This is a genomic window from Croceibacter sp. (assembly GCF_002716225.1).
GTDB lineage: Bacteria > Bacteroidota > Bacteroidia > Flavobacteriales > Flavobacteriaceae > Croceibacter > Croceibacter atlanticus.
Genome location: NZ_PAZX01000005.1, coordinates 251,574 through 275,550, shown reverse-complemented (window position 1 = coordinate 275,550; position 23,977 = coordinate 251,574). Strand labels below are relative to the sequence as shown.

Genomic DNA, 23,977 nt, shown 5'->3' with positions numbered 1-23,977 from the left:
AACAAAACCAGTTTCAATATAAGTTTGACTCTGCAGCATCTGANATTTACTGGATNAAGCATTTTTCAGAAAGCCANTTGTTTTTTCTNGAACCTGGTGATAGCCTTGGTATCTATTTAAATACCGAAGAGTTTGATGAGTCCCTTTCATTTAGTGGAGANGGCAGTGAAAAAAACAACTTATTAATAAACACTTTCCTAGAAGACGAATACAGTGTAAACTTCATTAAAAAGTCTGAATCTTATCCTCCAAAAGAATTTAAAAAGATTTCAGATAGTATATATAATAACAGANTAAAGGAGCTTAACAGACAACATAAAAAGTTTAAATTTTCAGATAATTTCTTTTCGTTTGCAAAAACTAGTGCAGATTATCAATATTACTTTCAGAACGAGCAGTATGTGTATCTTCAAAATAAATACAATAGATCTAATGTCTTCTCTAATGAATTTTTAAGCTATAGAGATTCTTTAAACTTTAATAGTAAACNNCTTTCNAAATNTTATATCTATTTAAGAACATTAGATACTTATGTAAAGAATATTACAGCAGAACAATGTGTTACTACTAACTCACCAGATGAATGTTACAAAGAAAGTGAACTAACAAACCTGAGAGCTAAGCTTGTAACTGTAGATAGTATTATAAAAGAACAAAGTGTTAAACAGCGNTTTATTAAACGTTTAGGTACAGAAGCCTTACTATTGTCCAATACTATGGAAGATATGATGGAGACTATGAGGCTAATTCATANTGTTCACCCATCAGTAAAAAACTTAGATTTCTTTAATAATCTAGCAGACTTGCAACGTTCTTTATTTGCTGGAAAATCGATTTCAAGCTTTATTATACAGGATATAAGTGGTAAAAAGGAACCTATTACAAATAGAGTGAAATCTAAAACTGTAATTTATTTCTGGAATAATAATTTTTCTCAACGCTTAACCTCAAAGCATCATAAAATTAACCAAATACGTTTAGAGCATCCAGAATATTTGTTTATAGCTGTAAATACCGACCTTATAGGTTTTGAAGACTGGACAAAGTTGTTAGACAATTATAACTATAATCGCAATACCGAAGTTAGACTTGTTGATGCTCCTTTTCAACCTCAACTATACACAAACTTTATAAACAAGGTAATATTTATAGATGAAGATGGTATTATAGTTTCAGGAGATGCTATATTACAAAATACCAATTTTGAAGATAAATTAGATTCTTTTTTCTAGTATTACTCTTCACAGTTAAATGGTATATCTAAAGCTTTATACCGGTAATTTGCTTTGAAACTAAAGTGCCACCACTCTGTTCTAATAGTTAAAAAACCAAATTTAAGAAGCCCTTCTTGAAGTAGTTTACGATTCTCTATTACCTCTTTTGGTAAATTGGTATGATCAATATGTGCTGCTCTTCCAAAGAAATCATAAGGTGTTCCCATATCAAGCTCACAACCTCTCTCATCTACTAAAGTAAGATCTACAGCTGCTCCTCTACTATGTATAGAGCCTTTAGTGTATGGGTTGGCAACATACATAGGGTTAGGGTAAGCATCCCACATTAGCTTCTGTTTAGCTATAGGCCTATAACAATCATATAATTTTATAAAATAACCTAACTCACAAAAATATTGATTGGCTAAATAAAGTGCTTCTGCTACATCTGGCTGTAAATAGCAATTAGGACAATCGTAAAAAGCAGATTTTAAAAAATTATTAGCTGTTGCATAACGTATGTCATAAAAAAATTCATCACTAGTTGATTTCAGGTTTACTAAAGTGTCATCAATAGTGCTTTGAGCTTGAAATGAATTGATGGTAAACAATGCACTACAAACAGTTAAACAGATTTGTTTTATGATTAATCTCACTAAAATAAATGGTAATTTTAAGCTTTAAAAAATAAAAATGTCTGCAAAGAAAATTCTTTCAATTGGTATTATATTAATGGTCTTTACAAGTTGTGCAACTAAAAAGTTTAAAGATATAAGTTATACAGAACATCACGATTTAAAACCTTTAAAATTAAATGTCTTTACACCCAGATCATCTAAAAAAGAGCTTAAAGACGTTATCATCTTTATATATGGCGGAAATTGGAATAGTGGCAATAAAGATATGTATGGTTTTATGGGAAGGCAATTTGGCAAGGAAGATATTGTTACAGTAATTCCAAATTACACTTTAAGCCCAAATGCTAATTATGATACAATGGCACAACAGGTTACTAAAGCTATTACGTGGACATATAATACTATTGAAACCTATGGTGGTAATCCAGAACGGATTTTTATTACAGGACACTCTGCAGGAGCACATTTAGCAGCTTTGGCAACAATGTCTCCAAAGTATAAAGGAGAAACATCTAAAATTAAAGGTATAATCTTAAATGATGCAGCAGGCTTAGATATGTATAGTTATCTTAAAGAAAACCCACCAAAAGAAGAACCAGATAATTATGTAACCACTTGGACTACAAACCCTAAACTATGGAAAGAAGCTTCTCCACTTTATCACATAGATACTGAAACACCTCCTATTTTTACCTATCTAGGTACAAAAACCTATAACTCTATTATTGAAGGAAATAGAATATTTAGAGAAGAGTTACTCAAGGTACAACCCGAAGCAAAACTTATTAAATTAGATAAAAAACACGTACCTATGATTGTGCAGTACTTTTATCCTTGGAATAATAGAGCTAAAGAAATTAAAGCATTTATGAATGCTAATTAATTACAGGTATTTTTTATCCATCCAGAACGTACCAAATGGAATAATACTACACAACAAGACAATGAGGAAAGTCTTTATATTCCAGTATAAAATTTGTTTCATAAAAACTGCTAAAGCTATATAGAGTAAGAAAAGTACACCATGCGCCATACCAATTACCATATTAGCTTCTGGCATATCCCAAATATATTTTAGGGGCATTGTAACAAATAATATAAGCAGGTATGAAATACCTTCTAAATAGCTAACAATTTTAAATGTTTTCAACATAACTATACCAAACTAAAGATAGCTAGAGCGTAAAGGTAAAATCTTACAAAACGCAACAACCCGAATAATAAATAACTTACAAATGGATATTTAATCATACCAGCAGCAATACTTGTCATTGCAAATGGTATAGGTAAAAGTGCTCCTACAATAATTAGAAAACCACCCCATTTTCTAGTATTATTTACATGCTTAGCCATCTTAACCTCTAAATACTCGTGCATTGCAGGAATTTTAGTGATAAGAACACCTTGAAAGTAGGAAATAATACCTCCTAAATAAGATAATAATGCAATGATAGATAAGTATACCAATGGTGCATCTGTCTTATCGCTCCAAGCAATAAATATTTCTGGAGGAATAATACCTAAAATAGATTCTGATATAAAAAACACTGTAAGTATTACAATGGCAGAATACGTTTCTGTCATCTTAACAAGTAATTCATTAATATCAATAACGAAATAATGTATACCCATTAAAATACCTATAAATATTAATATAGGTGGTAATGCCTTCTTTAAGCTGGTACCTAAAAATTTATAAAATCCCGTATAGCTATAATATTGGTGTAATAGTCTAAATCGAGACTTTTTAGGTGTAGATCTTTTATGTTTTGAATCTTCAGATTTCATTTATAAATTTAGTGTTGCAAAGGTAAGCCTGATGGGACATTTAAGCAAAGAAATTGCTGTTAGTTTGGTAGTAAATCTGCATACCAAAACGAAGTATCCCAAGTTGTATTGTCTTTGTGACAATTACTGCCTTTAGAAACAGGTTTGTAGGTTTTATTTACAATATCTCCTACAGTAAATTTTATGCTGTTTTTAAATAATGGGCTATCATAAACAAAGGTGTGAAACTCTCCATTTTCACCACAAGGATCTACTTCTTTCGGTAAGTCTTCTAAAAATTGCTCATTGTATTCCCTACCACAAAAAGACTTATCTAACACGTTAGCATTTACACAAACTACAATTGCTTTAACGCCTGAAGCTATAATTTCTTTAGAAAGTTGTGTGGTACTCTTTTTCCATAATGGGAAAACGGCACAAATACCAATGTCCTGTAATTGCGTTTCTCTGTAAGATTTTAGGTCTTCTAAAAAGATATCCCCAAACACACTATGCGTAAATCCTGATGTTTTTAAAGCTGAAACAGCGTCTTGCATAGTCTTATTATAGCTTTCCATAGAAACCTGGCCATGCAACGCAATAGTTTTTAATTTTAAGCCCAATGCTTCTGCTTGTAGTTCTAAAAACTCAGCGCGTAATCCGTGCATAGAGACTCTGTTATTTTCAGAATTTACGGTAGTTACTAAAGCTTCAACTTTATATTCTTCCAAGGTATTTAAAAGTTGTAGTGTATATGCTGCATCTTTACCACTACTCCAATTTAAAAACGCTTTAGCCTTCATCTTCAACTGTATTTAAAAAGCTTTGTATGGCCAATTCATAACTTTGCATTCCGAAGCCTAATATAACACCTTTTGCTGCAGGCGAGATAAATGAATTATGCCTAAATTCTTCTCTAGAAAATGTATTCGAAATATGAACTTCGACCACTGCGGTCATGATACCTTTTACAGCGTCTCCTATTGCAATTGAAGTATGTGTGTATGCTGCAGCGTTTAATATAATGCCATCAAACTCTGTATCTGCATCTTGAAGTTTAGTTACCAACTCTCCTTCTACATTAGATTGAAAATGAGACAACTCTACATCTTTATATTTAAATTGAAGGTTTACAAAAAAATCTTCAAAAGATTGAGTGCCATAAATACCAGGTTCACGTTTGCCTAATAAATTTATATTAGGGCCATTTATAATGAGTAATTTCATACTGTAAAGGTATTAAAAAAGCCACATTACAATGTGCAACGTGGCTTTTTGAACGAATTTATAATTAATTAAATTATAGTTCTATTCCTAAGTAAACTTGAAACACGCGGTTATTAAATTCAACATCTTCATAAAGTTCACCTAAACCAATATTGTAGCGTGCACCAACCATAAGACCATTAAATAGTTTTATACCACCACCAAGTCCTACACCATAATCAAAAGAATCTGGGTCACGTTCTGTCTCAGATGTAAAGAAAGGACCATTAATTTCTTCTTTATCGTTAATGGCCAATCCAATTTGAGGACCAGCTTCTACAAACAATCCTGGAATAACATAAACCTTAAGCATTACCGGAAGGTTTAAATAATCTACCTTTTGCTCGCGTTCTGAAGCTCCGTTAGATTCTGTAAAACCTTGTTGTGAGTAAATTAATTCTGGTTGTATTGCAAAAACATCACTCAATCTATTTTCAGCATATAATCCTACGTGAAAACCATTTCTTGTTTCAGTTTCAAAGCCTGAATCTGTTTTTGTATTTGCAGCGTTAAAACCTCCTTTTAAACCAAAAGAAACTTCTTGTGCCTGCACTGTAATTACGGAGAACATAAATAATGTTCCTAATACTAATAAACGTTTCATATGTATAAATTTTGTTATTCCTATAACGAGATTCGTGCCAAATGGTATAATTTGAACTTTAAATTTTTCTTAAAATAAAAAAGGAAGCTATAATAGCTTCCCTTTTAATGATACTTTCAATACTTTATTAGAACTGTAAACCTACAGAAAATTGTAAAGTAGAGTTAGTTAAGTCATCTTCAAAAGCACCTTCTTCTTCAGAATCGTCTACATTAGATAATCCTAATACGTAGCGACCTTGTAAGAATAAACCGTTTGTGAATTTATATCCTAAGCCTAAAGCAGCACCTAAATCAAATGAAGCTGCGTCTAAATCTTCAACTTCAATTGAGTTTCCGTTGCTATCTTCAATTTCAAATTCGTCGTTTACTAAGAATCCAAATTGAGGACCACCTTCTAAACTAAGTCCATCTGTTAAATAAAACTTAGCTAATACTGGTACATTAACGTAGTCTAGCTTAATCTTAGACTCAATACCATCTTCTTCACTCTGTAAACCTTGTCCTGAATATAATACCTCTGGTTGTACAGAAAAACGATCTGAAACAGGTATTTCTACAATTGCACCTACGTGAAATGATGTTCTACCATCTGCATCTTCTACATCATCACCAGTTAACTTTGCAAAGTTAACACCACCTTTTGCACCAAATGAAACACCGTCTTGTGCTTGTACACTTGTGAAACCGAACGCAGCGATTGCTGCAAATAAAAATAGTTTTTTCATAATTTTAGTTTTAGTTTTAAGCGAATTTAGAAGTTGTTTTCCTACAACTATGTTATTTAATTCTTAATCATAACTTAAAAAACGTTAAATAAATTGACTTGGTTACAAGCGCTTAAAGACTACCAACACTACCTTAAGATTGAGCGTGGGCTCTCCAAAAACTCCATTAAGAGTTACTCATATGATGTTGAAAAGCTTATGAAGTTTTTAGAGACCAACAACCTAAAAAGCTCTCCTCTTAAAATAGATGCAACCTTAACTAAGGTATTTGTATATGAGGTTGCCAAACACATGAATGAGCGCTCTCAAGCACGATTAATTTCTGGATTAAAAAGCTTCTTCAACTATCTGGTCTTTGAAGATTATAGAGAAACAAATCCTGTTGATTTAATTGAATCTCCTAGAATAGGTAGAAAATTACCAGATACATTATCCTTAGAAGAGATAGACAATTTAATTGCGCATATAGATCTTAGTAAGCCAGAAGGCGAACGAAATAGAGCTATGATTGACACTTTATACAGTTGCGGGTTACGTGTAAGTGAATTAATTACTCTTAATCTTTCTGATCTCTTTTTTGAGGAAGGTTTTATAAAAGTAACAGGAAAAGGAAACAAGCAACGTTTTGTACCAATTGCAGAACATACTCAAAAGTTAATCTCTATTTATAAAACCGAAATAAGAAACCATCAAGATATTAAGAAAGGCCACGAAGACACTCTGTTTTTAAATCGTAGAGGTCGCGGATTAACACGTGCTATGATTTTTACTATTGTAAAAAACTTGTCTGAAAAAAGTGGTTTACAAAAAACTATAAGTCCACATACGTTTAGGCATTCTTTTGCCACTCACCTATTAGAAAATGGAGCTGATTTAAGAGCTATACAACAAATGCTAGGACACGAAAGTATTACGACTACTGAAATTTATATGCATTTAGACCAAACACATTTAAGAGATGTGGTTAATCAATTTCACCCAAGACGATAGCATTTTTTTATTAAATTCTAATTTACTCCCAACGTCCAGATGTTGTGCTGTCATTATAGGTTGCATCTGTATCCATCATCTCTTTAATCTTACGTTCTTCCCATTGTTTTCCAAAGAACACACTACCATAAAATGTCTTAAATGCGTGACTAGCCAATCCTATACCCCAACCAAAAGCTGTCCATAAAAACCAAGCATATCTAAACTCGTTAGTGTAGTAATTTAATCCTGCTAAGCCCACTATTACAACTATATATGCTATTAAGTGATTATAAAAGCCTTTAAGTTCATTTACGCGTGCTTTTGCTTGCTCATATTTTGTTGTGTAAGTATTTTGTTCTGGTCTTTCCATCTTAGTAGTTTTTAAAATTATCTTTATTCATTAATTCTTTAATTTTCTTCTCTTGCCAATTAGAGCCTAAAAAAGGGTTCCAATCAAAGGCATCCATAGCGTGAAACATTAAGCCCAATCCCCAACCAAACATTGGAAATAAAAACCACATAAAGCCCCAACCCATTGTCGTATAATTAATAAATGCTAAAAATGGTATTACAAAGCAATAACTTACAAGGTTTCCATAAAACTCACGTTGCTTCTTTACTTGCTCCTTTGCGGTTTTAAGTCTGGTTTGATTATCTGTTTGAGAAATAGTATTCTCTTCTAAAAGTTGTGTTGTCATAGAAAGTTGTTTGGTTAATATTGGTAGTCTTGCTTCAAAAGTGTTTGGGGTTTTAATAATCTTCATAGCACGTTCTGTTAAGAGCGCATATCTAGATTTTATGTTAGATAAGCCAACACCTTGACGCTTGTTTAAATGTTCCTTTGCCTGAAGGTTGTTTTTAATGACTAAAAATCCTGCTTCTTCATAAATACTAATTCGCAATGGTGTTTTAACAGATACCACATTATGTTTAACAGCATTTTCCAACAATAACTGTAGAGATAATGGCACCACCTTGGCATTAGGGTTGGTTGAAGTTTCTGGGATATCAAAAATTACACTGTCCTCAAATCTCATTTTCAACAAGTTGCTGTATGTTCTAGCAAAATCTAACTCTTCATCAACACTTACCAATTCTTTATTTTTCTGCTCCAACACATACCTATACACTTTAGATAATGACGTGGTAAATTTCTGTGCGTTTCTTGGGTTCTCTTCAATTAAAGAAGACAATACATTTAAACTATTAAATAAAAAATGAGGATCTAATTGATTTTTTAGAGCATCAAACTTTGCAGATGCTGTTCCCGCTATAATACGTTCTGTCTTTACTGCAATTTCCTGCTTTTGTTGGTTGTAGTAAACAATATAAAATATACTAGTTATGGTAATCGCTATAGTTAAGGACAACCAATAAGTAATAGGGTTTTCTGAACTTAAAAACTGCACAAGAGCTTGGCCGCCAACAAATACCTCTGTAAACAGCCTTAAAAAGAAAATACCTATTGCTGTCGCTAAAACATTAAGAACTATACCTAAAACTATATTCTTGAGCTTAAACAAATGCTTACCAAACCTATCTATTAGAAATTTTACGGTATAATAATTTATAAGGTAAAGTATGATACTGTACGCTTCTGTATATAGAAAATTTAAAAGCACATTTTTATTAAGCACAAATACAGAACCTGTCCAAATTTGAATGCTAGTGAGAATAATAAANACAAGTATCCCAACAAAAAAGGCTCTTATTAAATGTGTGAAAAATGATGACATAGGTTTGTTTGTTTTACTGTAGCAAATGTATTGGCTATTCCTAAAGTTACACAATTAGATATACCGAATTGTAGTTTTTTAATACCGAATTGCAATTGGTTATTCTTTAGTACTGTAATTTTGTAGCTATGAATAAAACTTTTACTGCAGAACAAAATTTACAGCAACAATATAGAGGTTTTATAAACACACCTCAACTGTGGTTTGGGCAGTATGAGTCTCTCNCACAATTTGAGCTNCCAGAATTACAAACTGATAGNTATGCTGGTGAACCTATACAAGACAATTTATTTTTAGGNAAGCGTTCTGAACGGTTTTTAGAAAACCTTTTGCAACAGTGTTCACGCTATGAAGTTGTTGCAAGTAATTTGCAAATAAAAGATGGCAAGAATACTATTGGCGAGTTAGATTTTATAGTTAAAGACATTAAGACAAATACACTTATTCATCTAGAACAAGTTTGTAAATTTTATCTTTATGACAGCACTTTTAATACAGAACCAGAGCAATGGATAGGTCCTAATCGTAAAGATTCATTTAGGCAAAAACTGGATAAGCTTAAAGCTCATCAATTACCTTTAATACATCAACCTGAAACTCAACGAGCATTAAAAGCATATAACATTAACGCTGTAGATTGCGTACAGCAAGTTTGTTTTATGGCGCATTGTTTTGTTCCTTTTTCTTTAAAAGACAAAAGCCAATTTACCATTAACCCCAAAAGTGTTTCTGGTAGTTATATGTCACTAAAAGCATTTAAAGACTTTTATTCTGAAGCATATGCATTTGCGATTCCAAAAAAAACAGATTGGTGTGTTAGTCCTGAACATCATAAAGAATGGTTGTCTAAAGCTGNAGCTATTTTAACTATCGAAACTCATTTAAAAGAAAACCGCGCGCCATTAATTTGGGTTAAACATAANGACACGTTTTCAAGAGTGTTTGTAGTTTGGTGGCCAAACGCTTAATTTAAGTGGAATTGCTTATGCAAGTCCCCTATTTTTCTATTTTTGTCATCTAAATTTTTGTCCCTTTGAAGTATTTAAAACTCTTCCGCTACCAAAACCTCATCTTTGTTATTTTAACACAGGTGTTCCTGCGTTATTTTCTTTTTGAACCTTTTGGTATAACTATTACTCTAAGTGATTTTGGTTATGCGCTTTTAGTACTTGCAACAGTATGCCTTACTGCAGCAGGTAATGTAATAAACGATATTTATGATGTAGAGACAGACCAGATAAATAAACCAGAACATGTGTTGGTAGGTAAATCTATTTCAGAGCAAAGTGCCTATACACTCTTTATAATTTTAAATGTTATAGCTGTAGGGATAGGTTTTTACTTATCTAATATTATAGGCAAACCAGGATTTTCTGCTTTATTTATAAGCATTTCTGCTATTCTTTATATATATGCCTCTTACCTAAAACGTACTGTGCTTGTTGGTAATTTGGTTATTAGCCTGCTTGTAGCATTTGTTATAATTGTAGTTGCCATTTATGATTTAATGCCAGCTATAACACCTCAAAATAAAGCTGTACAAACATTAATATTTGGATTAATGTTAGACTATGCAGTATTTGCTTTTGCAGTTAACCTTATTAGAGAAATGATTAAAGATCAACAAGATGTAAAGGGAGATCATAATTCTGGTATACAAACACTTCCTATAATTTTAGGAAAAACAAGAACCAACAAAGTAATATTTTCGGTTACAGCCTTATTAATTATTGGCTTGATATATTATTTATACACCTACATGTTTCAAAATCAAGTTGCTGTTTTATATGTTCTTTTTCTTATTCTAGGNCCTTTATTATATGTTTTAATAAAAATCTGGAACGCAGATACTAAACACGATTATCGCAAATTGAGCGGTATTTTAAAACTTGTTATGTTGTTTGGTGTAATTTCTATGGCGTTTTATCAATTCATGCTTTAATTATGTTACAAGATCATTTAAAAGATTTCAATATTATTTTGGCATCTGGTTCACCTAGACGTCAGCAATATTTTAAGGAATTACAGTTAGATTTCACTGTACAACTTAAGCCAGTCGAAGAAANTTATCCGCCAGAGTTAAAAGGTGTAGCTATAACAGATTATTTGGCAGAACTAAAGGCTTCAGCATTTAAAGACCTTAACGATAAAGATATTTTGGTCACTAGTGATACTATTGTTTGGTTTGAAGGTGAAGCTTTGGGAAAACCTACATCTCCAGAACAAGCTAAAGAGATGATATCTAAAATGTCTGGCAAATCTCATGAGGTTATGACCTCTATTTGCTTTACTCAAAAGCACCAAAGCAAAACTGTAAATTACACAACCAAAGTAACCTTTAATCCTATTTCTCAAGAAGCCATTTCTTATTATGTAGATACCTTTAAGCCTATGGATAAAGCTGGTGCTTATGGTATACAAGAATGGATTGGGTTAATCGCAATAAAATCAATTGAAGGCAGTTATCCCAATGTTGTAGGAATGCCAATGCATTTGGTTTATGAGGAGTTANTGNCCATTGCCGCATCTACACNTTAAAGATATTTCAGTTTTAATACTTATATTATTACACTTTTATAACTGTATTAAACCCTTTTAAAAAACCTTAACTGTTATGCTGAAATCCTTAAGACTTATACCCTTTTTTGCTCTTTTAACATTAGGTTGTAACCAAGATTATAATNCACCCAATAGTACTTCAGATGCTTCAGTAAAGAATCCTCAAGAGTTGTCTGAAGCATTTAAATCTTATTGGTATGCTGGTGAAGCAGAATTAACAAGCTACAAACTTTCTCAAGCTCGCTATGGTGAATTAAGAGAAGGAACGGCTATGATGGTATTTGTAACAGAACCATTTTTACCAGAAGTACAAGTAAAGGCAGATAAGCAAAAGGATAGTAATATTTCTGTTCTTAAATTAAATGCCACAAAAACGTTTAATACAGGAATTTATCCTTACTCCATAATGACGAGTATATTTTATCCTGTAGCTAATAATCAATCGGCTTTAAAGNTTTCTACATCTGTGCAAGAATGGTGTGGTCATGTGTACACGCAGCTAAATAACAGAAACAGNTATGAAATTACGTCNCATTCCTATTTTCAGGGAGAAGCAGATCAAAATTTCACATTGGATAAATCTGCATTAGAACATGACATTTGGACACAATTACGTATAGATCCCACAACACTAAATCTGGACACTAAACGTATGATACCATCTTTAGAATATTTAAGATTGAAGCATAAAGATTTAAAAGCCTATANTGTAGATCTTTCACAAANNCAACTACAAGACACATTGGTTACTGTTCTNAAGTATCCAGAATTAAACAGAACTNTAAAAATACACCAAGACCCTAAGTTTCCTTTTGAGATTTTATCGTGGTTTGAAACNTANCCAGATGGTAATACTACACTTACTACAAAAGCTATTAAGATGAAGCGTTTAAAATCACCATATTGGAATAAAAATGCTAACAAACACGAAGTGCTAAGAGATTCCCTAGGACTTTAATTCCACAAAATATATGACCTACCCAATTATCATATCTGCAATTGTAATACTTACACTAATTATTATAAGATTAGTGCTCATTAAGATTATAAAGAAATACGCACGTAAGTTTGAGCGTATGGAACACCGTACAGGACTTATAATTAGATATGTAGATTTCTTTACCATTTTCTGTACAGTCTTAGGACTTATTATGGTTTGGGGTGTTCAAATAAAAGATTTAGGCTTAGTATTTTCTTCAGTCTTTGCTGTTATTGGTGTTGGTTTTTTTGCCCAATGGTCTATTCTTAGTAACATCACGAGTGGTATTATTATGTTCTTTACATTTCCATATAAAATTGGAGACTACATTAAAATACATGATAAAGAGTATGATTATGAGGGTTATATAGAGAATATTAAAGCTTTTCAAGTAGTATTAAGAACTAATACCAATGCTATAATCACCTATCCTAACGCTATGTTTATGCAAAAAGGTGTTAGTATTATAGCTTTTGAAGATATTCCTAAACCAGAAGATCCTACTACAGAAACTCCTAAAGAAGATCAGTTTTATTAACTGTACGTTCTTTTCGATTTTGGTATCTTTGAGAATACCCAAATTGAAACTACGTTAATGAAACAATTTTTCCTGCTAATAGCTTTAGCAATTGCAACAACTGTATCTTCTCAAGCACCAACAAAATTAAATTCGGCAGACATTTATCAGGCAATAAAAAAAGCCAATGTTCTTGCTTCTGTACTGTATGTGGCTGCGCATCCAGATGATGAAAATACAACGCTTATATCATACCTATCTAACGAAAAGCATGCTAGAACAGCATATTTATCATTAACACGTGGTGATGGCGGTCAAAACCTTATTGGCCCAGAAATTAGAGAGCTATTAGGAGTAATAAGAACACAAGAGTTATTAGCTGCCAGAGGTACAGATGGCGGTGAACAATTATTTACACGTGCTAATGATTTTGGATACTCAAAGCATCCAGATGAAACTTTAAACATTTGGAACAAAGATGAGGTGCTCGCAGATGTAGTGAAGATGATTAGAACGTTTAAACCAGACGTTATCATAAACAGGTTTGATCATAGATCTCCTGGAACAACACACGGCCATCATACATCTTCTGCAATGTTAAGTGATGAAGCCTATAGTTTGGCAGGAAAAGCTACTGCGTTTACAGACCAATTAAAAACGTTAGAACCTTGGCAACCAAAACGTCAATTTTTTAATACATCGTGGTGGTTTTACGGAAGCCAAGAAAAATTTGATAATGCAGACAAATCTAAATTATTAGAATTTGAAACTGGCGTGTATTACCCTTCAAAAGGCTTATCTAATTCAGAAATTTCAGCATTAAGTAGAAGTCAGCATAAATCTCAGGGTTTTGGTCGTACAGGATCTCGTGGTAGCGATGTAAATTACCTTGAGCTTATTAATGGCGATATGCCAAAAGATAAATCCAATCTTTTTGAAGGCATTAACACCACTTGGAGTCGTCTAGAAAATGGAGAGACTGTAGGAAAATTACTAAAATCTGTTGAAACCAATTATAATTTTAAAGATCCTTCTGCCAGTATACCAATGCTAATGCAAGCTTATACGGCATTGCAAAAACTAGATGACTCTCATTGGAAAACCACAAAATCTAAAGAGTTAGAGCAAATTATAACGGCTTGTGCAGGTCTTTATCTTGAAGCTGCTGCAACAACACCTACAGTAACAAGAGTTAGTAATATTCCTTTAAATATTGAAGCAATAAATAGATCTCCTGTTAAAATTAGAGTAAATAGTATCCTGTTTCCGGCAAGTAACCAAGTTATTGAAGACACTTTAGAACTTACTCCAAACAATGATATTGAGCGCCAGTATAATTATATAATATCAAATTCTGCAGCATTCACATCGCCGTATTGGCTTACAAAAAAAGGAACTTTAGGAATGTACGCCGTAGACAATGAAGCATTTATAGGAAAGCCACAAACGCCATCTCCACATAATGTACAATTTAAGCTAACCATAGCAGGAATGCCTATTACTATTACAAGGCCAATAGTATATAAAACAAGTGATCCAGTAAAGGGAGAAGTTTATATGCCTTTTGAAATTGTCCCTAAAGCTAGTGTGAGCTTAAATGATGATGTCGTAATCTTTGAAGATGAAGCTTCTAAAACCATAGCTGTTAATGTTACAGCCCACTCAGCATCTTTAGATGGTACTTTAAAATTAAATGTTCCTAATTCTTGGAATGTTTCTCCAGAGAGCGCTGCTATTTCCATAAAACAGAAAGGCGCTACACAATCTATAAATTTTAAAGTTACACCACCACAACAACAAGATGAAGGTTATATCTCTCCAATACTAACTACAGCAACTAATACATATACCAACGCATTAGAGGTCATTGAATATGATCACATACCAATACAACGTGTTTTACTGCCTTCAGAAAGTAAAGTTGTAAGGTTAAACATTAAGAAAAAAGGAAATAATGTTGGTTATATTGTTGGTGCTGGTGATGTTGTTCCAGAAAGTTTAAGACAAATAGGCTACAACGTAACATTATTAAATGTAGATAACATAACTGCTGAAAATTTAAAAATATACGATGCTATTGTTGTAGGAATTAGAGCTTACAACACGGTTGATGCACTTAAATTTAAACAGCCTATACTCTTAGAATATGTAAACAATGGTGGTAATCTCATTGTACAATATAACACCTCACACAGGTTGTTAGTTCAAGAGAATTTGGCACCTTATAAATTAAATCTTTCTAGAGACCGAGTTACAGATGAGTTTGCTAAGGTTACATTTTTAAATCCTGAACATCCAGTGTTAAATACACCAAATAAGATTACCCAAACAGATTTTGAAGGTTGGGTACAAGAACGTGGTTTGTACTTTCCAGATGATTGGGCTAAAGAGTTTACACCACTTTTTGAAATGAATGATAGTGGAGAATCTCCTAAAAAGGGAAGTTTACTAATTGCTAAATATGGTAAAGGACACTATATATATACAGGCTTAAGTTTCTTTAGAGAATTTCCTGCTGGTGTATCTGGAGCCTATCGCCTATTTACTAACTTAATATCACTAGGAAAGTAATGGAAAAACCTGAAAAGTATGTTTGGAAACCTATTTACACAGTTATACTAGTAGTTAATGCTATCTATATCCTGTTGTTTTACATTATAATGAATCAATTTAGTTAGATATGTCGAATATAGATTGGGTCATTTTATGTTGTACGCTACTTTTTATCGTGGCTTATGGCGCTTATAAAACTAAGGGCAGTAAGAATGTACAAGATTATATAAAAGGTAATAATGAAGCACAATGGTGGACCATAGGTTTATCTGTCATGGCTACACAAGCAAGTGCCATCACATTTTTATCTACACCAGGACAAGCCTTTCATAGCGGTATGGGTTTCGTTCAATTTTATTTTGGTTTACCTATCGCCATGGTAATTATTTGCTTGGTGTTTATTCCTATTTACCATCGCTTAAAGGTATACACGGCTTATGAATATTTAGAAAGTAGGTTCGATCAAAAAACCAGAACGCTTACAGCAATACTATTTCTTGTACAGCGTGGTTTAGCAGCAGGTATAACCATATTTGCTCCTGCAATAATTTTATCTGCAGTATTAGGATGGGATTTACTCACGCTTAATATTATTATTGGTGTTCTTGTTATTATCTATACTGTATCTGGCGGAACTAAAGCTGTAAGTATTACACAAAAACAGCAAATGGCCGTAATCTTTGCAGGTATGTTTGCTGCCTTCTTTATTATTGTAAGCAAACTACCAGAAGATATTACTTTTACTAAAGCCTTAGATATTGCTGGTGCAAGTGGAAAAATGGAAATCCTCGATTTTTCTTTTGATCTTAGTAATAGATATACTATTTGGACAGGATTTTTAGGAGGTACCTTTTTAATGTTATCTTATTTTGGGACAGACCAAAGCCAAGTACAGCGCTATTTGTCTGGTCGATCTGTTCGTGAAAGCCAATTAGGACTATTATTTAATGGTCTTCTTAAGGTACCAATGCAATTCTTTATTCTATTGGTTGGTGTTATGGTATTTGTGTTTTATCAATTTAACGCATCTCCTATAAACTTTAATCCAGCTGCTCATGAAGCTGTTCAAAATTCTGAATATGTACAAGAATACACTGCACTTGAAAATCAATTAAAAACAATTCAAGCAGAACAGAATATTACCAGTTTGGCGTATGCAGAAGTTTCAGATCAAACTAGTTCTGAAGACTACAAGGCGTTAAAATCTCAATTGGCTCAATTAAACAAAGAAGAAGTTGCCGTACGCGAAAAAGCAAAAACAATAATTACGAATGCAGATGCTACAATTGAAACCAATGACAAGGATTATGTTTTTATAAATTTTATACTAAACAATCTTCCAAGAGGTCTTATTGGCTTGCTTTTGGCTGTAATTTTATCTGCAGCAATGAGTAGCACGGCATCAGAATTAAATGCATTGGCATCAACCACAGCTATGGATTTGTATAAGCGTAACGTTACTACAGAAAAAAATGATGTGCATTTTGTGAAAGCCTCTAAATGGTTCACATTAGGTTGGGGAGTTTTAGCCATATTAGTGGCTTGTGTCGCAAATTTATTTGACAATCTTATACAGCTCGTAAATATTATTGGTTCAATATTTTATGGAAATATTCTTGGCATCTTCCTACTTGCCTTTTTTGTAAAGTATGTAAAAAGCAAGGCAACATTTGTAGCTGCCATACTTACACAAGCAATTATTGTGTTTGTTTGGTATATGGATTACCTACCTTACCTATGGCTTAATGTTTTGGGTTGTGGTATTGTAATGGCAATTGCTATCCTATTGCAAACAACTTTTAAAGCTAAAGAACATTAAATAAAAAACTCCTCGAATCATAAGTTTGAGGAGTTTAAATAGTTGGTTAGGTTCTAAATTATTTAGCGCCCCATTCTTTTAAAGACTCTTTATTCATCTTTATATAATCTGCATTTCCAGCTTTTTCAGCACCTTCTAAAGATTTCTTAGCAGTTTCAATAGCCATTTTCTTGTTTCCTGCTTTTGCATAAATTAAAGATTGTTGGCGCAGTTGCCAAAATGCAGGCTGCTCCATCATACTCATAGCTTTTGTCATCCAATCTTGAGCTTTCTTTATGTCTTTATCGTTAGCTGAATAATAAACCGCTGCTGCGTAATAATCTGCTGGAGATGGTCCATTTAAAGTAGCTTCAATATTTGCCATTACTGTCTTATCTGTATGTGTCTTTATTGGTAAGGCTACATACACGTTTTCCCATAATAATCCTAGGTTTACAGAGTCACTCATTACATCGTCAAAAGTAATGGTAAAGCTTTCTATATCCATTGGCATTTCTTGTACTTTAGCAGTAGCTTTTGCAGCTATCTTGCCGTCATCCCATTTTTGTGGTACTCCCCAATTGTTAGTATCGCTATATAAAAAGAACTCCCAATCTGTTGCATTTGGTTTAGTATAAAGCGCATAAGTTCCAGCAGGAACTTTTTCATCTCCAACTATAACATCTTCACTAAATGTAATTGTAGTGTTGGCGTTAGCACCTGTTCTCCACACGTTATCAAATGGTACAAGATTTCCGAAAATTTCACGATCTCTCATTGCTGGTCTTGAATACTCAACTGTCATATCTGTAAGACCTACAGTCTGCATTACTTTTGCTGCAGGACTTGGTGCTGGTGTTTTAATTTGTGCTTGAGTAGCTACAGACAAAGCTAAAGCACTCATAAATAATACTATACGTTTCATAAAATGTAATTTTTAGTTGCCCTCTAAAGTACTATTATTAAGCACCTTGAAATGTTAACGAAATCTTAAAAGGAATTGAATTAAAATGATCTTATCACTGAGTGAATGTAAGTTTTGTTTATTATTTTTAAGAAATGATTAAACAATATATTATCTTTGTGATATGAAGATATATAGACTACATAGATTTCAAAAATTACCTATTACAATTGATGAAGCTTGGGAATTACTGGCTAATCCTAAAAACCTAAAATTAATTACTCCAGACTATATGGGGTTTCATATTTTAAGTGGTGCAGACAGACCTATGTATCCAGGACAAATAATACAATATATAGTAACTCCAGTTTTAGGAATTAAAACCAAATGGGTAACAGAGATTACCCACGTAAAAGACAAATCTTATTTTGTTGATGAACAACGTTTTGGTCCCTACGCATTATGGCATCACAAGCACTTTATTAAAGAGATAGATGGTGGTGTTGAAATGGAAGATATTGTAGATTATAAAGTACCGTTTGGTTGGTTAGGACAACTTGTGCATCCATTTTTAGTAAAACCTAAATTAGAGGAAATTTTTAAATACAGATACAACAAACTAATTGAGATGTATGGAGAGTTTAAAGAATAATTTAATTAATTCTTAAAAGGCATCTTTGTAGGAAAACCTTCTACACCATATGTATCATATAAATATACCAAGCTTGTCATAGTTGCTGCACCTAGCTCTAGTTCACGTTTATTAACTGCCTCAAATGTATCATTTGCAGCGTGATGGTAATCAAAATAACGTTGTGAGTCTGGGCGTAATCCAGCCAATACAGAGTTTCCGTTTTTAAGAGGTCCTATATCTGCTCCGCTTCCACCTTGCTCGAAAAAGTGAATTAAATAAGGTTTAAATAATGGCTTCCAAGCTTCTACTTGTTTAAATTGAGCATCTGTACAATCAAATGAAAATCCACGTGGTGTAAATCCGCCAGCATCACTTTCTAATGCAAAAATGTGATTTTCGTTTTTCTGTTTTGCAACATCTGCATATTTGTTTCCGCCACGTAACCCATTTTCTTCATTCATAAACAATACAACTCTAATAGTTCGTTTTGGTGTAATGTTAGACTCTTTTAATAATCGTAACACTTCCATAGATTGCACAACGCCAGCACCATCATCGTGTGAACCATCGCCTAAATCCCAAGAATCTAAGTGACCTCCTACTACAATTATTTCATTAGGAAACTCACTTCCTGTAATTTCTCCTATAACGTTATGAGATTGTACATCATCAAACGTTCTGCAGCTCATCTTAAAAAAGAATTTAGCATCTGGCGTTAATTTTAAAAGGCTGCTCAAATATTCAGCATCATTAGTTGAAATTGCAGCAGAAGGAATCCTATCATCTTTTGGGGTATCTAAATAGCTCATAGATCCAGTATGTGGATAATCATCTAAGCGCAAATTCATAGAGCGCACAATAACACCTACGGCTCCATATTTAGCAGCTTCTGCAGCACCTGCATAACGTTGGTCTACACAACCTCCATAAGCTTCAAACGTCTGTATAAGGTTGGCGCGCATTGGTCTGTTATAAAATACAATCTTACCTTCTATCTGCTCTTTTCCATATTCTGCTAAATCTTCTAGACCTTGCACCTCGATAACCTCAGCTTTTAATCCATTTACTGGTGTTGGTACAGAACCACCAAGCGCACAGATGTTTACTGTTTTACTCTCGCCAGGCTTAGTTTCTATATAAGCGTATTCTTTAGTACCTCTTGTCCATTTTGGAACCATTACTGGTTGTAACCATACCTTGTCTAAACCTAATTTTTCTAATTCTTTTTTAGTGTATTGCACTGCTTGTTCTGCTTGTATAGATCCAGATAACCTACCTCCTATTTGATTAGATAAATGGTCTAGCCACTCATAACTTTTGCCATTAAGCAAAGACATATCATAAAGCTTACGTAAAGCTAAAGAATCATTTTCTGCAGATGTATTTTGTGCGAATGTGGTTAGAGAGATTACTAGGGCAAGTAAAAAGGTAATATATTTCATTGTATGTGTTACGTTTATACGTTAATTACGGTAGTTTTAAACTGTTGTTACAGTTGTAGTTGGATTTATTCGTTATTTAATTCTGCTTTATAACTATCTATTTCAGCTTTAATTTCGGAATCTAATTCTGGTTCAACAACATCTTCAAGTTGTGTTAAGCTGTCGTGTAATATTTTAGCAACCAAATAACGTGCCGTTGGTTTATCATCTGCTGGTATTATATACCAAGGTGCGTGTGGTTTAGATGTTCTGTTTATAGCATCTTCATAACAATCCATATAATTGTCCCAAAGTTTACGCTCCTTAAGATCTCCTGGTGAAAATTTCCAGTTCTTACTCTTTTTGTTTAAACGTCTTAGGAGTCTGTGTTTTTGTTCTTCTTTAGAGAGGTTAAGAAAAAACTTAAAGATTAAAGTTCCATTTTCTGCAAGATGTTCTTCAAAATTATTTATTTGTTTAAAGCGCTTATCCCAAAACTTATCATTTACATCACTTAAAGAAGTTACATTAGGTAGCTGTTCTCCCAAAATATATTCTGGATGTACTCGTGTAACCAATACATTTTCATAGTGTGTCCTGTTATGAACACCAAATTTTCCTCGTGCTGGCAACGCCAAATAATGACGCCAAAGGTAATCATGATCTCGCTCTAAATCTGTAGGTACCTTAAAACTATGCACCTCAACACCTCTTACATTAAAATCTTTAAAAACTTCTCTTATTAAACTGTCTTTTCCAGAAGTATCCATTCCTTGTAAGCAAACTAGCACAGCATACTTATCATGAGCATAAAGCGTATCCTGCCAATCTCCCAAATCTTTACGAACATCTTTTAAAGCATCCTTAACTGTATCCTCATCTGCTTGCAAGTCTATTTTAGTTGAATGCTCTTTTAAAGTAGTTGAATTTGTAATCTTAAATTGGTCTGCAGAAATTTGTCTCATGGCTTAATTTTATTCGGATTTTAAATATACAATCTTTAGGATAACTATTTTTTTATCTTTGTCGAAATTTATCTGCATTGAACAAAGCTCAAATTATTGAAAACGTTGCTACAACGTTAAAAGATACGCCTAGCGCACAGGAAATTGTTAAGAAAGGTGGAAACCGTGATAAACGCTTTCATTACCTAGCAACGCACATGGTCGAAAAAGCCATAGCTAAAGACGCACTTATAGTTTCAGAAAATGGCGCTGGTACTGCTATTCTCTTTAAGACTAACGCTAAAGAAGAAAACTTCTGGAAAGATCTTCCTAAAGAATTGGCATTGGTACGCCACGTAACAGGCATAAAAAATGCACTTAAAATTTTAAAGAAACAAAAGTACATTAAAGCTCAACGCCCGTTAGAAGGTGATTATTTATACTGTTGGTTTTGGGGTATCTTACCAGATACAAGAGGTTTTGGAGACGAAACCCAAACGGCAAAAGAAATGAAAGATAAAATGATGGACGTTGCAGACAAATTACAATTACCATTATATGCCGAAACCAGAAAACGTAAAGTAGTGATAGTATATCGCCGTTATGGATTTGATATGTTTCACGAATGGGTACAACCAGATGGCGAAAAAATGTGGTTCTTAAGATATATACCCGTAAAAGGCGTACCTCATAAATAGATTTTCCTACTCAGGTAATTTTTCACTTAAATACTTCCAATATCGCTTAGGTACACGTTGAATATGTAACCTCATGTTTTTGCGAGATTTAATATTGGTGCTTTTAAAATAATCGCGCCATAAGGTTTGAAAAACCAACTCATCTTCATCAAACATATCTGAAGATGTTTTAGTGGGATCAAAGTTTTTATCAAACTGAAAGTTTACAATATCTACTTTATGCAGATTATAATACAGACCATAATCTCTCTTTAAATCGTATATAATCCATTGCTGATCTGCGTAGCGTTTTAAAAAATGCTTACGTATTAATGGGAGTACATTAAAATCTGGATCACAATTGGCAAAATATACGCCGTTTTTGGTAAGCCGGAATCTAATAAAAGCTTCCATACGGTGCTTTTCCCTATTTACCATTTTAGCTAGTTGTGCTACTTTTAAAACATCATCATCAGAAAAATCTGTAGCTATACTTCTTTTACTTTTTAAAGACTTTTGTATGTAGCGTAATATTACATCTTCTATACCTGTACGCTCACTTAAAAATGCACAATATAGTTGGTGGCAGGCTTGCGGTGTTAAGCGTTTTTTTAAAGAAGACCATACACGATTAGCTTTTACCTCTTCTGTCTGTACAGCATAACTTTGCGCAAACAAAGAATCTTGAGCCACTGCAATATTCTGAATATTAAATATTTTAATTTTCTTTTCATACACTTCAAACACACACGTTAAGAAGCCATCAAAAGTGCCATCGTAATTTAGTGTGAAACGTGTTGTCATGAGAATAGGCTTAATTGTGCTTGCCTAGCACTATTAAATTTAGTTTTAGAGTTTTGTAATATATAGCCTTTAATACGCTCTGGAGTAAGGTCTCTCGTTTCAAAATCTTTAGAATCGCAAGTAATAAAGTATTGCGCTCTATTTAGTGCTACCCCAATTTTTTTGAGATGATCCCAATTAAGCGCTCTAAACTTTCTAGCCTTAAGTATTTTATATACGCTACGCATTCCTAAACCAGGAATTCTGGCTAACATCCTGCCATCTGCTTTATTTATATCAATAGGAAACTCATTCATATTCCTAAGTGCCCAACTTAATTTTGGATCTATATCTAAATCTAAATTCATATGATGTTCATTTAAAATTTCAGTAATATCAAACCCATAAAAACGCAATAACCAATCTGTTTGATAAAGTCTATTTTCCCTAAGCATTGGGACTTCTGCACCTATCTGTGGCAAACGGCTATCATAACTTATTGGCACATAGCCAGAATAGTACACCCGTTTAAGGTTAAAATTTTTATAGAAGTAATTAGACGCATACATAATATCCTTATCTGTCTCACCACTTGCACCAATAATCATTTGTGTACTTTGTCCTGCTGGCGCATATTTTGGTGTGCTTTTTATAAGCTTCTTTTCTGCTTTATATTGAATGATCTCATTTTTAACCTTTACCATTGGTTTTATAAAATCTTCGCGTTTTTTATCTGGTGCCAATAACTTTAAGCCGCTTGTGGTAGGAATTTCTATATTCACACTTAGCCTGTCTGCATACAAACCGGCTTCACGCATTAACTCGTCTGATGCACCTGGAATAGATTTTAGGTGTATGTAACCATTAAAGTTTTCTTCCAACCTTAATTTCTTTGCTACAGCAACCAAACGCTCCATAGTGTAATCTGCATTTTTAAAAATGCCGCTACTAAGAAATAAACCTTCTATGTAATTACGCCTGTAAAAATTTATGGTAAGATCTACCACTTCCTGAACTTTAAACGCTGCTCGTTTTATATCGTTACTCTTTCTAGTTACACAATACGCACAATCGAAAATACAGTGATTGGTAAGTAATATCTTTAATAATGATACGCAACGGCCATCTTCTGTATATGTGTGACATATTCCTGAAGCAGATGCATTTCCTAAACCTTTGTTTTTATTAGTCCTATTGCTTCCGCTGGAAGAACAAGAGACATCATACTTTGCAGCATCTGCCAGAATATTTAATTTTTCTTTAAGTCGATCAAAAGACATCTAC

Annotated in this window: 24 protein-coding genes; 10 read left to right on the top strand and 14 right to left on the bottom strand. The window is 33.2% G+C overall.

Going from position 1 to position 23,977, the window contains the following annotated elements; translation table 11 throughout:
• Nucleotides 1–1,234 precede the first annotated feature (1,234 nt).
• The gene (locus CL818_RS03230) at nt 1,235–1,870 is read right to left on the bottom strand and encodes a M15 family metallopeptidase (protein WP_272973912.1); all 636 of its coding nucleotides are present in this window, start codon (nt 1,868–1,870) and stop codon (nt 1,235–1,237) included.
• A gap of 37 nt (nt 1,871–1,907) precedes the next feature.
• Here CL818_RS03230 and CL818_RS03225 point away from each other — a divergent pair, with 37 nt between their 5' ends.
• A complete protein-coding gene (locus CL818_RS03225) occupies nt 1,908–2,735 on the top strand; it encodes an alpha/beta hydrolase (RefSeq protein WP_272973913.1) in 828 nt (275 codons plus the stop codon).
• Here CL818_RS03225 and CL818_RS03220 read toward each other — a convergent pair whose 3' ends face one another.
• The 6 genes from CL818_RS03220 to CL818_RS03195 form a co-directional block, all read right to left on the bottom strand.
• Nucleotides 2,736–3,005, bottom strand: a complete 270-nt coding sequence (locus CL818_RS03220; RefSeq protein ID WP_286971492.1) for a DUF3817 domain-containing protein — start codon at nt 3,003–3,005, stop codon at nt 2,736–2,738.
• Between the two features lie 2 nt (nt 3,006–3,007).
• On the bottom strand, nt 3,008–3,640 hold the full coding sequence (locus CL818_RS03215; protein WP_013188132.1) for a YqaA family protein: 633 nt from the start codon (nt 3,638–3,640) through the stop codon (nt 3,008–3,010).
• Between the two features lie 59 nt (nt 3,641–3,699).
• The gene (locus tag CL818_RS03210; protein ID WP_272973915.1) at nt 3,700–4,422 is read right to left on the bottom strand and encodes a Dph6-related ATP pyrophosphatase; all 723 of its coding nucleotides are present in this window, start codon (nt 4,420–4,422) and stop codon (nt 3,700–3,702) included.
• On the bottom strand, nt 4,412–4,846 hold the full coding sequence (gene aroQ / locus CL818_RS03205; RefSeq protein WP_013188134.1) for a type II 3-dehydroquinate dehydratase: 435 nt from the start codon (nt 4,844–4,846) through the stop codon (nt 4,412–4,414). Before aroQ ends, CL818_RS03210 begins: the two co-directional genes overlap by 11 nt.
• Before the next feature lie 73 nt (nt 4,847–4,919).
• Nucleotides 4,920–5,489 carry a porin family protein gene (locus CL818_RS03200; RefSeq protein WP_219360090.1) on the bottom strand — a complete coding sequence of 190 codons (570 nt, stop codon included), beginning with the start codon at nt 5,487–5,489 and terminating at the stop codon, nt 4,920–4,922.
• Between the two features lie 127 nt (nt 5,490–5,616).
• Nucleotides 5,617–6,216, bottom strand: coding sequence for a porin family protein (locus tag CL818_RS03195; RefSeq protein ID WP_272973916.1), 600 nt, complete (start codon nt 6,214–6,216; stop codon nt 5,617–5,619).
• Nucleotides 6,217–6,309: 93 nt separating this feature from the next.
• On the opposite strand from CL818_RS03195, the gene xerD reads away from it, so the two are divergent.
• Nucleotides 6,310–7,206: a site-specific tyrosine recombinase XerD gene (gene xerD / locus CL818_RS03190; RefSeq protein ID WP_272973917.1), complete on the top strand. Its 897-nt coding sequence runs from the start codon at nt 6,310–6,312 to the stop codon at nt 7,204–7,206.
• Between the two features lie 22 nt (nt 7,207–7,228).
• Here the strand turns inward: xerD and CL818_RS03185 are convergent, their stop codons facing one another.
• Together CL818_RS03185 and CL818_RS03180 are read right to left on the bottom strand one after the other, a co-directional pair.
• Nucleotides 7,229–7,558, bottom strand: a complete 330-nt coding sequence (locus CL818_RS03185; RefSeq protein WP_013188138.1) for a 2TM domain-containing protein — start codon at nt 7,556–7,558, stop codon at nt 7,229–7,231.
• Nucleotide 7,559: 1 nt separating this feature from the next.
• Nucleotides 7,560–8,924 (bottom strand): 2TM domain-containing protein, encoded by a 1,365-nt coding sequence (locus CL818_RS03180; RefSeq protein WP_272973918.1) that lies wholly within the window; start codon nt 8,922–8,924, stop codon nt 7,560–7,562.
• Nucleotides 8,925–9,052: 128 nt separating this feature from the next.
• Here CL818_RS03180 and CL818_RS03175 point away from each other — a divergent pair, with 128 nt between their 5' ends.
• The 6 genes from CL818_RS03175 (at nt 9,053) to CL818_RS03145 (ending at nt 17,351) form a co-directional block, all read left to right on the top strand.
• Entirely contained in the window at nt 9,053–9,892 is an 840-nt protein-coding gene (locus tag CL818_RS03175; RefSeq protein WP_286971483.1) for a DUF1853 family protein, read from the top strand.
• A 122-nt stretch (nt 9,893–10,014) separates the two neighbouring features.
• Nucleotides 10,015–10,866, top strand: a complete 852-nt coding sequence (locus CL818_RS03170) for a geranylgeranylglycerol-phosphate geranylgeranyltransferase (RefSeq protein ID WP_502692201.1) — start codon at nt 10,015–10,017, stop codon at nt 10,864–10,866.
• A gap of 2 nt (nt 10,867–10,868) precedes the next feature.
• Nucleotides 10,869–11,462, top strand: a complete 594-nt coding sequence (locus CL818_RS03165; protein WP_286971481.1) for a Maf-like protein — start codon at nt 10,869–10,871, stop codon at nt 11,460–11,462.
• A gap of 992 nt (nt 11,463–12,454) precedes the next feature.
• Entirely contained in the window at nt 12,455–13,000 is a 546-nt protein-coding gene (locus CL818_RS03155; protein ID WP_013188144.1) for a mechanosensitive ion channel domain-containing protein, read from the top strand.
• Nucleotides 13,001–13,057: 57 nt separating this feature from the next.
• On the top strand, nt 13,058–15,550 hold the full coding sequence (locus CL818_RS03150) for a PIG-L family deacetylase (RefSeq protein ID WP_272973923.1): 2,493 nt from the start codon (nt 13,058–13,060) through the stop codon (nt 15,548–15,550).
• 109 nt (nt 15,551–15,659) lie between these two features.
• Entirely contained in the window at nt 15,660–17,351 is a 1,692-nt protein-coding gene (locus CL818_RS03145; RefSeq protein ID WP_286971476.1) for a sodium:solute symporter family protein, read from the top strand.
• Nucleotides 17,352–17,409: 58 nt separating this feature from the next.
• Here the strand turns inward: CL818_RS03145 and CL818_RS03140 are convergent, their stop codons facing one another.
• A complete protein-coding gene (locus tag CL818_RS03140) occupies nt 17,410–18,255 on the bottom strand; it encodes a DUF2911 domain-containing protein (RefSeq protein WP_286971474.1) in 846 nt (281 codons plus the stop codon).
• A gap of 163 nt (nt 18,256–18,418) precedes the next feature.
• On the opposite strand from CL818_RS03140, the gene CL818_RS03135 reads away from it, so the two are divergent.
• On the top strand, nt 18,419–18,886 hold the full coding sequence (locus tag CL818_RS03135) for an SRPBCC family protein (protein WP_013188150.1): 468 nt from the start codon (nt 18,419–18,421) through the stop codon (nt 18,884–18,886).
• Between the two features lie 5 nt (nt 18,887–18,891).
• On the opposite strand, the gene CL818_RS03130 is transcribed toward CL818_RS03135, so the two are convergent.
• Nucleotides 18,892–20,310 (bottom strand): M20/M25/M40 family metallo-hydrolase, encoded by a 1,419-nt coding sequence (locus tag CL818_RS03130; RefSeq protein WP_272973926.1) that lies wholly within the window; start codon nt 20,308–20,310, stop codon nt 18,892–18,894.
• 65 nt (nt 20,311–20,375) lie between these two features.
• The gene (locus CL818_RS03125) at nt 20,376–21,254 is read right to left on the bottom strand and encodes a PPK2 family polyphosphate kinase (protein ID WP_272973927.1); all 879 of its coding nucleotides are present in this window, start codon (nt 21,252–21,254) and stop codon (nt 20,376–20,378) included.
• Nucleotides 21,255–21,331: 77 nt separating this feature from the next.
• On the opposite strand from CL818_RS03125, the gene CL818_RS03120 reads away from it, so the two are divergent.
• Nucleotides 21,332–21,931, top strand: coding sequence for a hypothetical protein (locus CL818_RS03120; RefSeq protein ID WP_013188153.1), 600 nt, complete (start codon nt 21,332–21,334; stop codon nt 21,929–21,931).
• 6 nt (nt 21,932–21,937) lie between these two features.
• Here CL818_RS03120 and CL818_RS03115 read toward each other — a convergent pair whose 3' ends face one another.
• Entirely contained in the window at nt 21,938–22,714 is a 777-nt protein-coding gene (locus tag CL818_RS03115) for a TIGR03915 family putative DNA repair protein (protein WP_272973928.1), read from the bottom strand.
• Nucleotides 22,711–23,973, bottom strand: a complete 1,263-nt coding sequence (locus CL818_RS03110; protein ID WP_272973929.1) for a putative DNA modification/repair radical SAM protein — start codon at nt 23,971–23,973, stop codon at nt 22,711–22,713. Before CL818_RS03110 ends, CL818_RS03115 begins: the two co-directional genes overlap by 4 nt.
• Between the last annotated feature and the right edge of the window lie 4 nt (nt 23,974–23,977).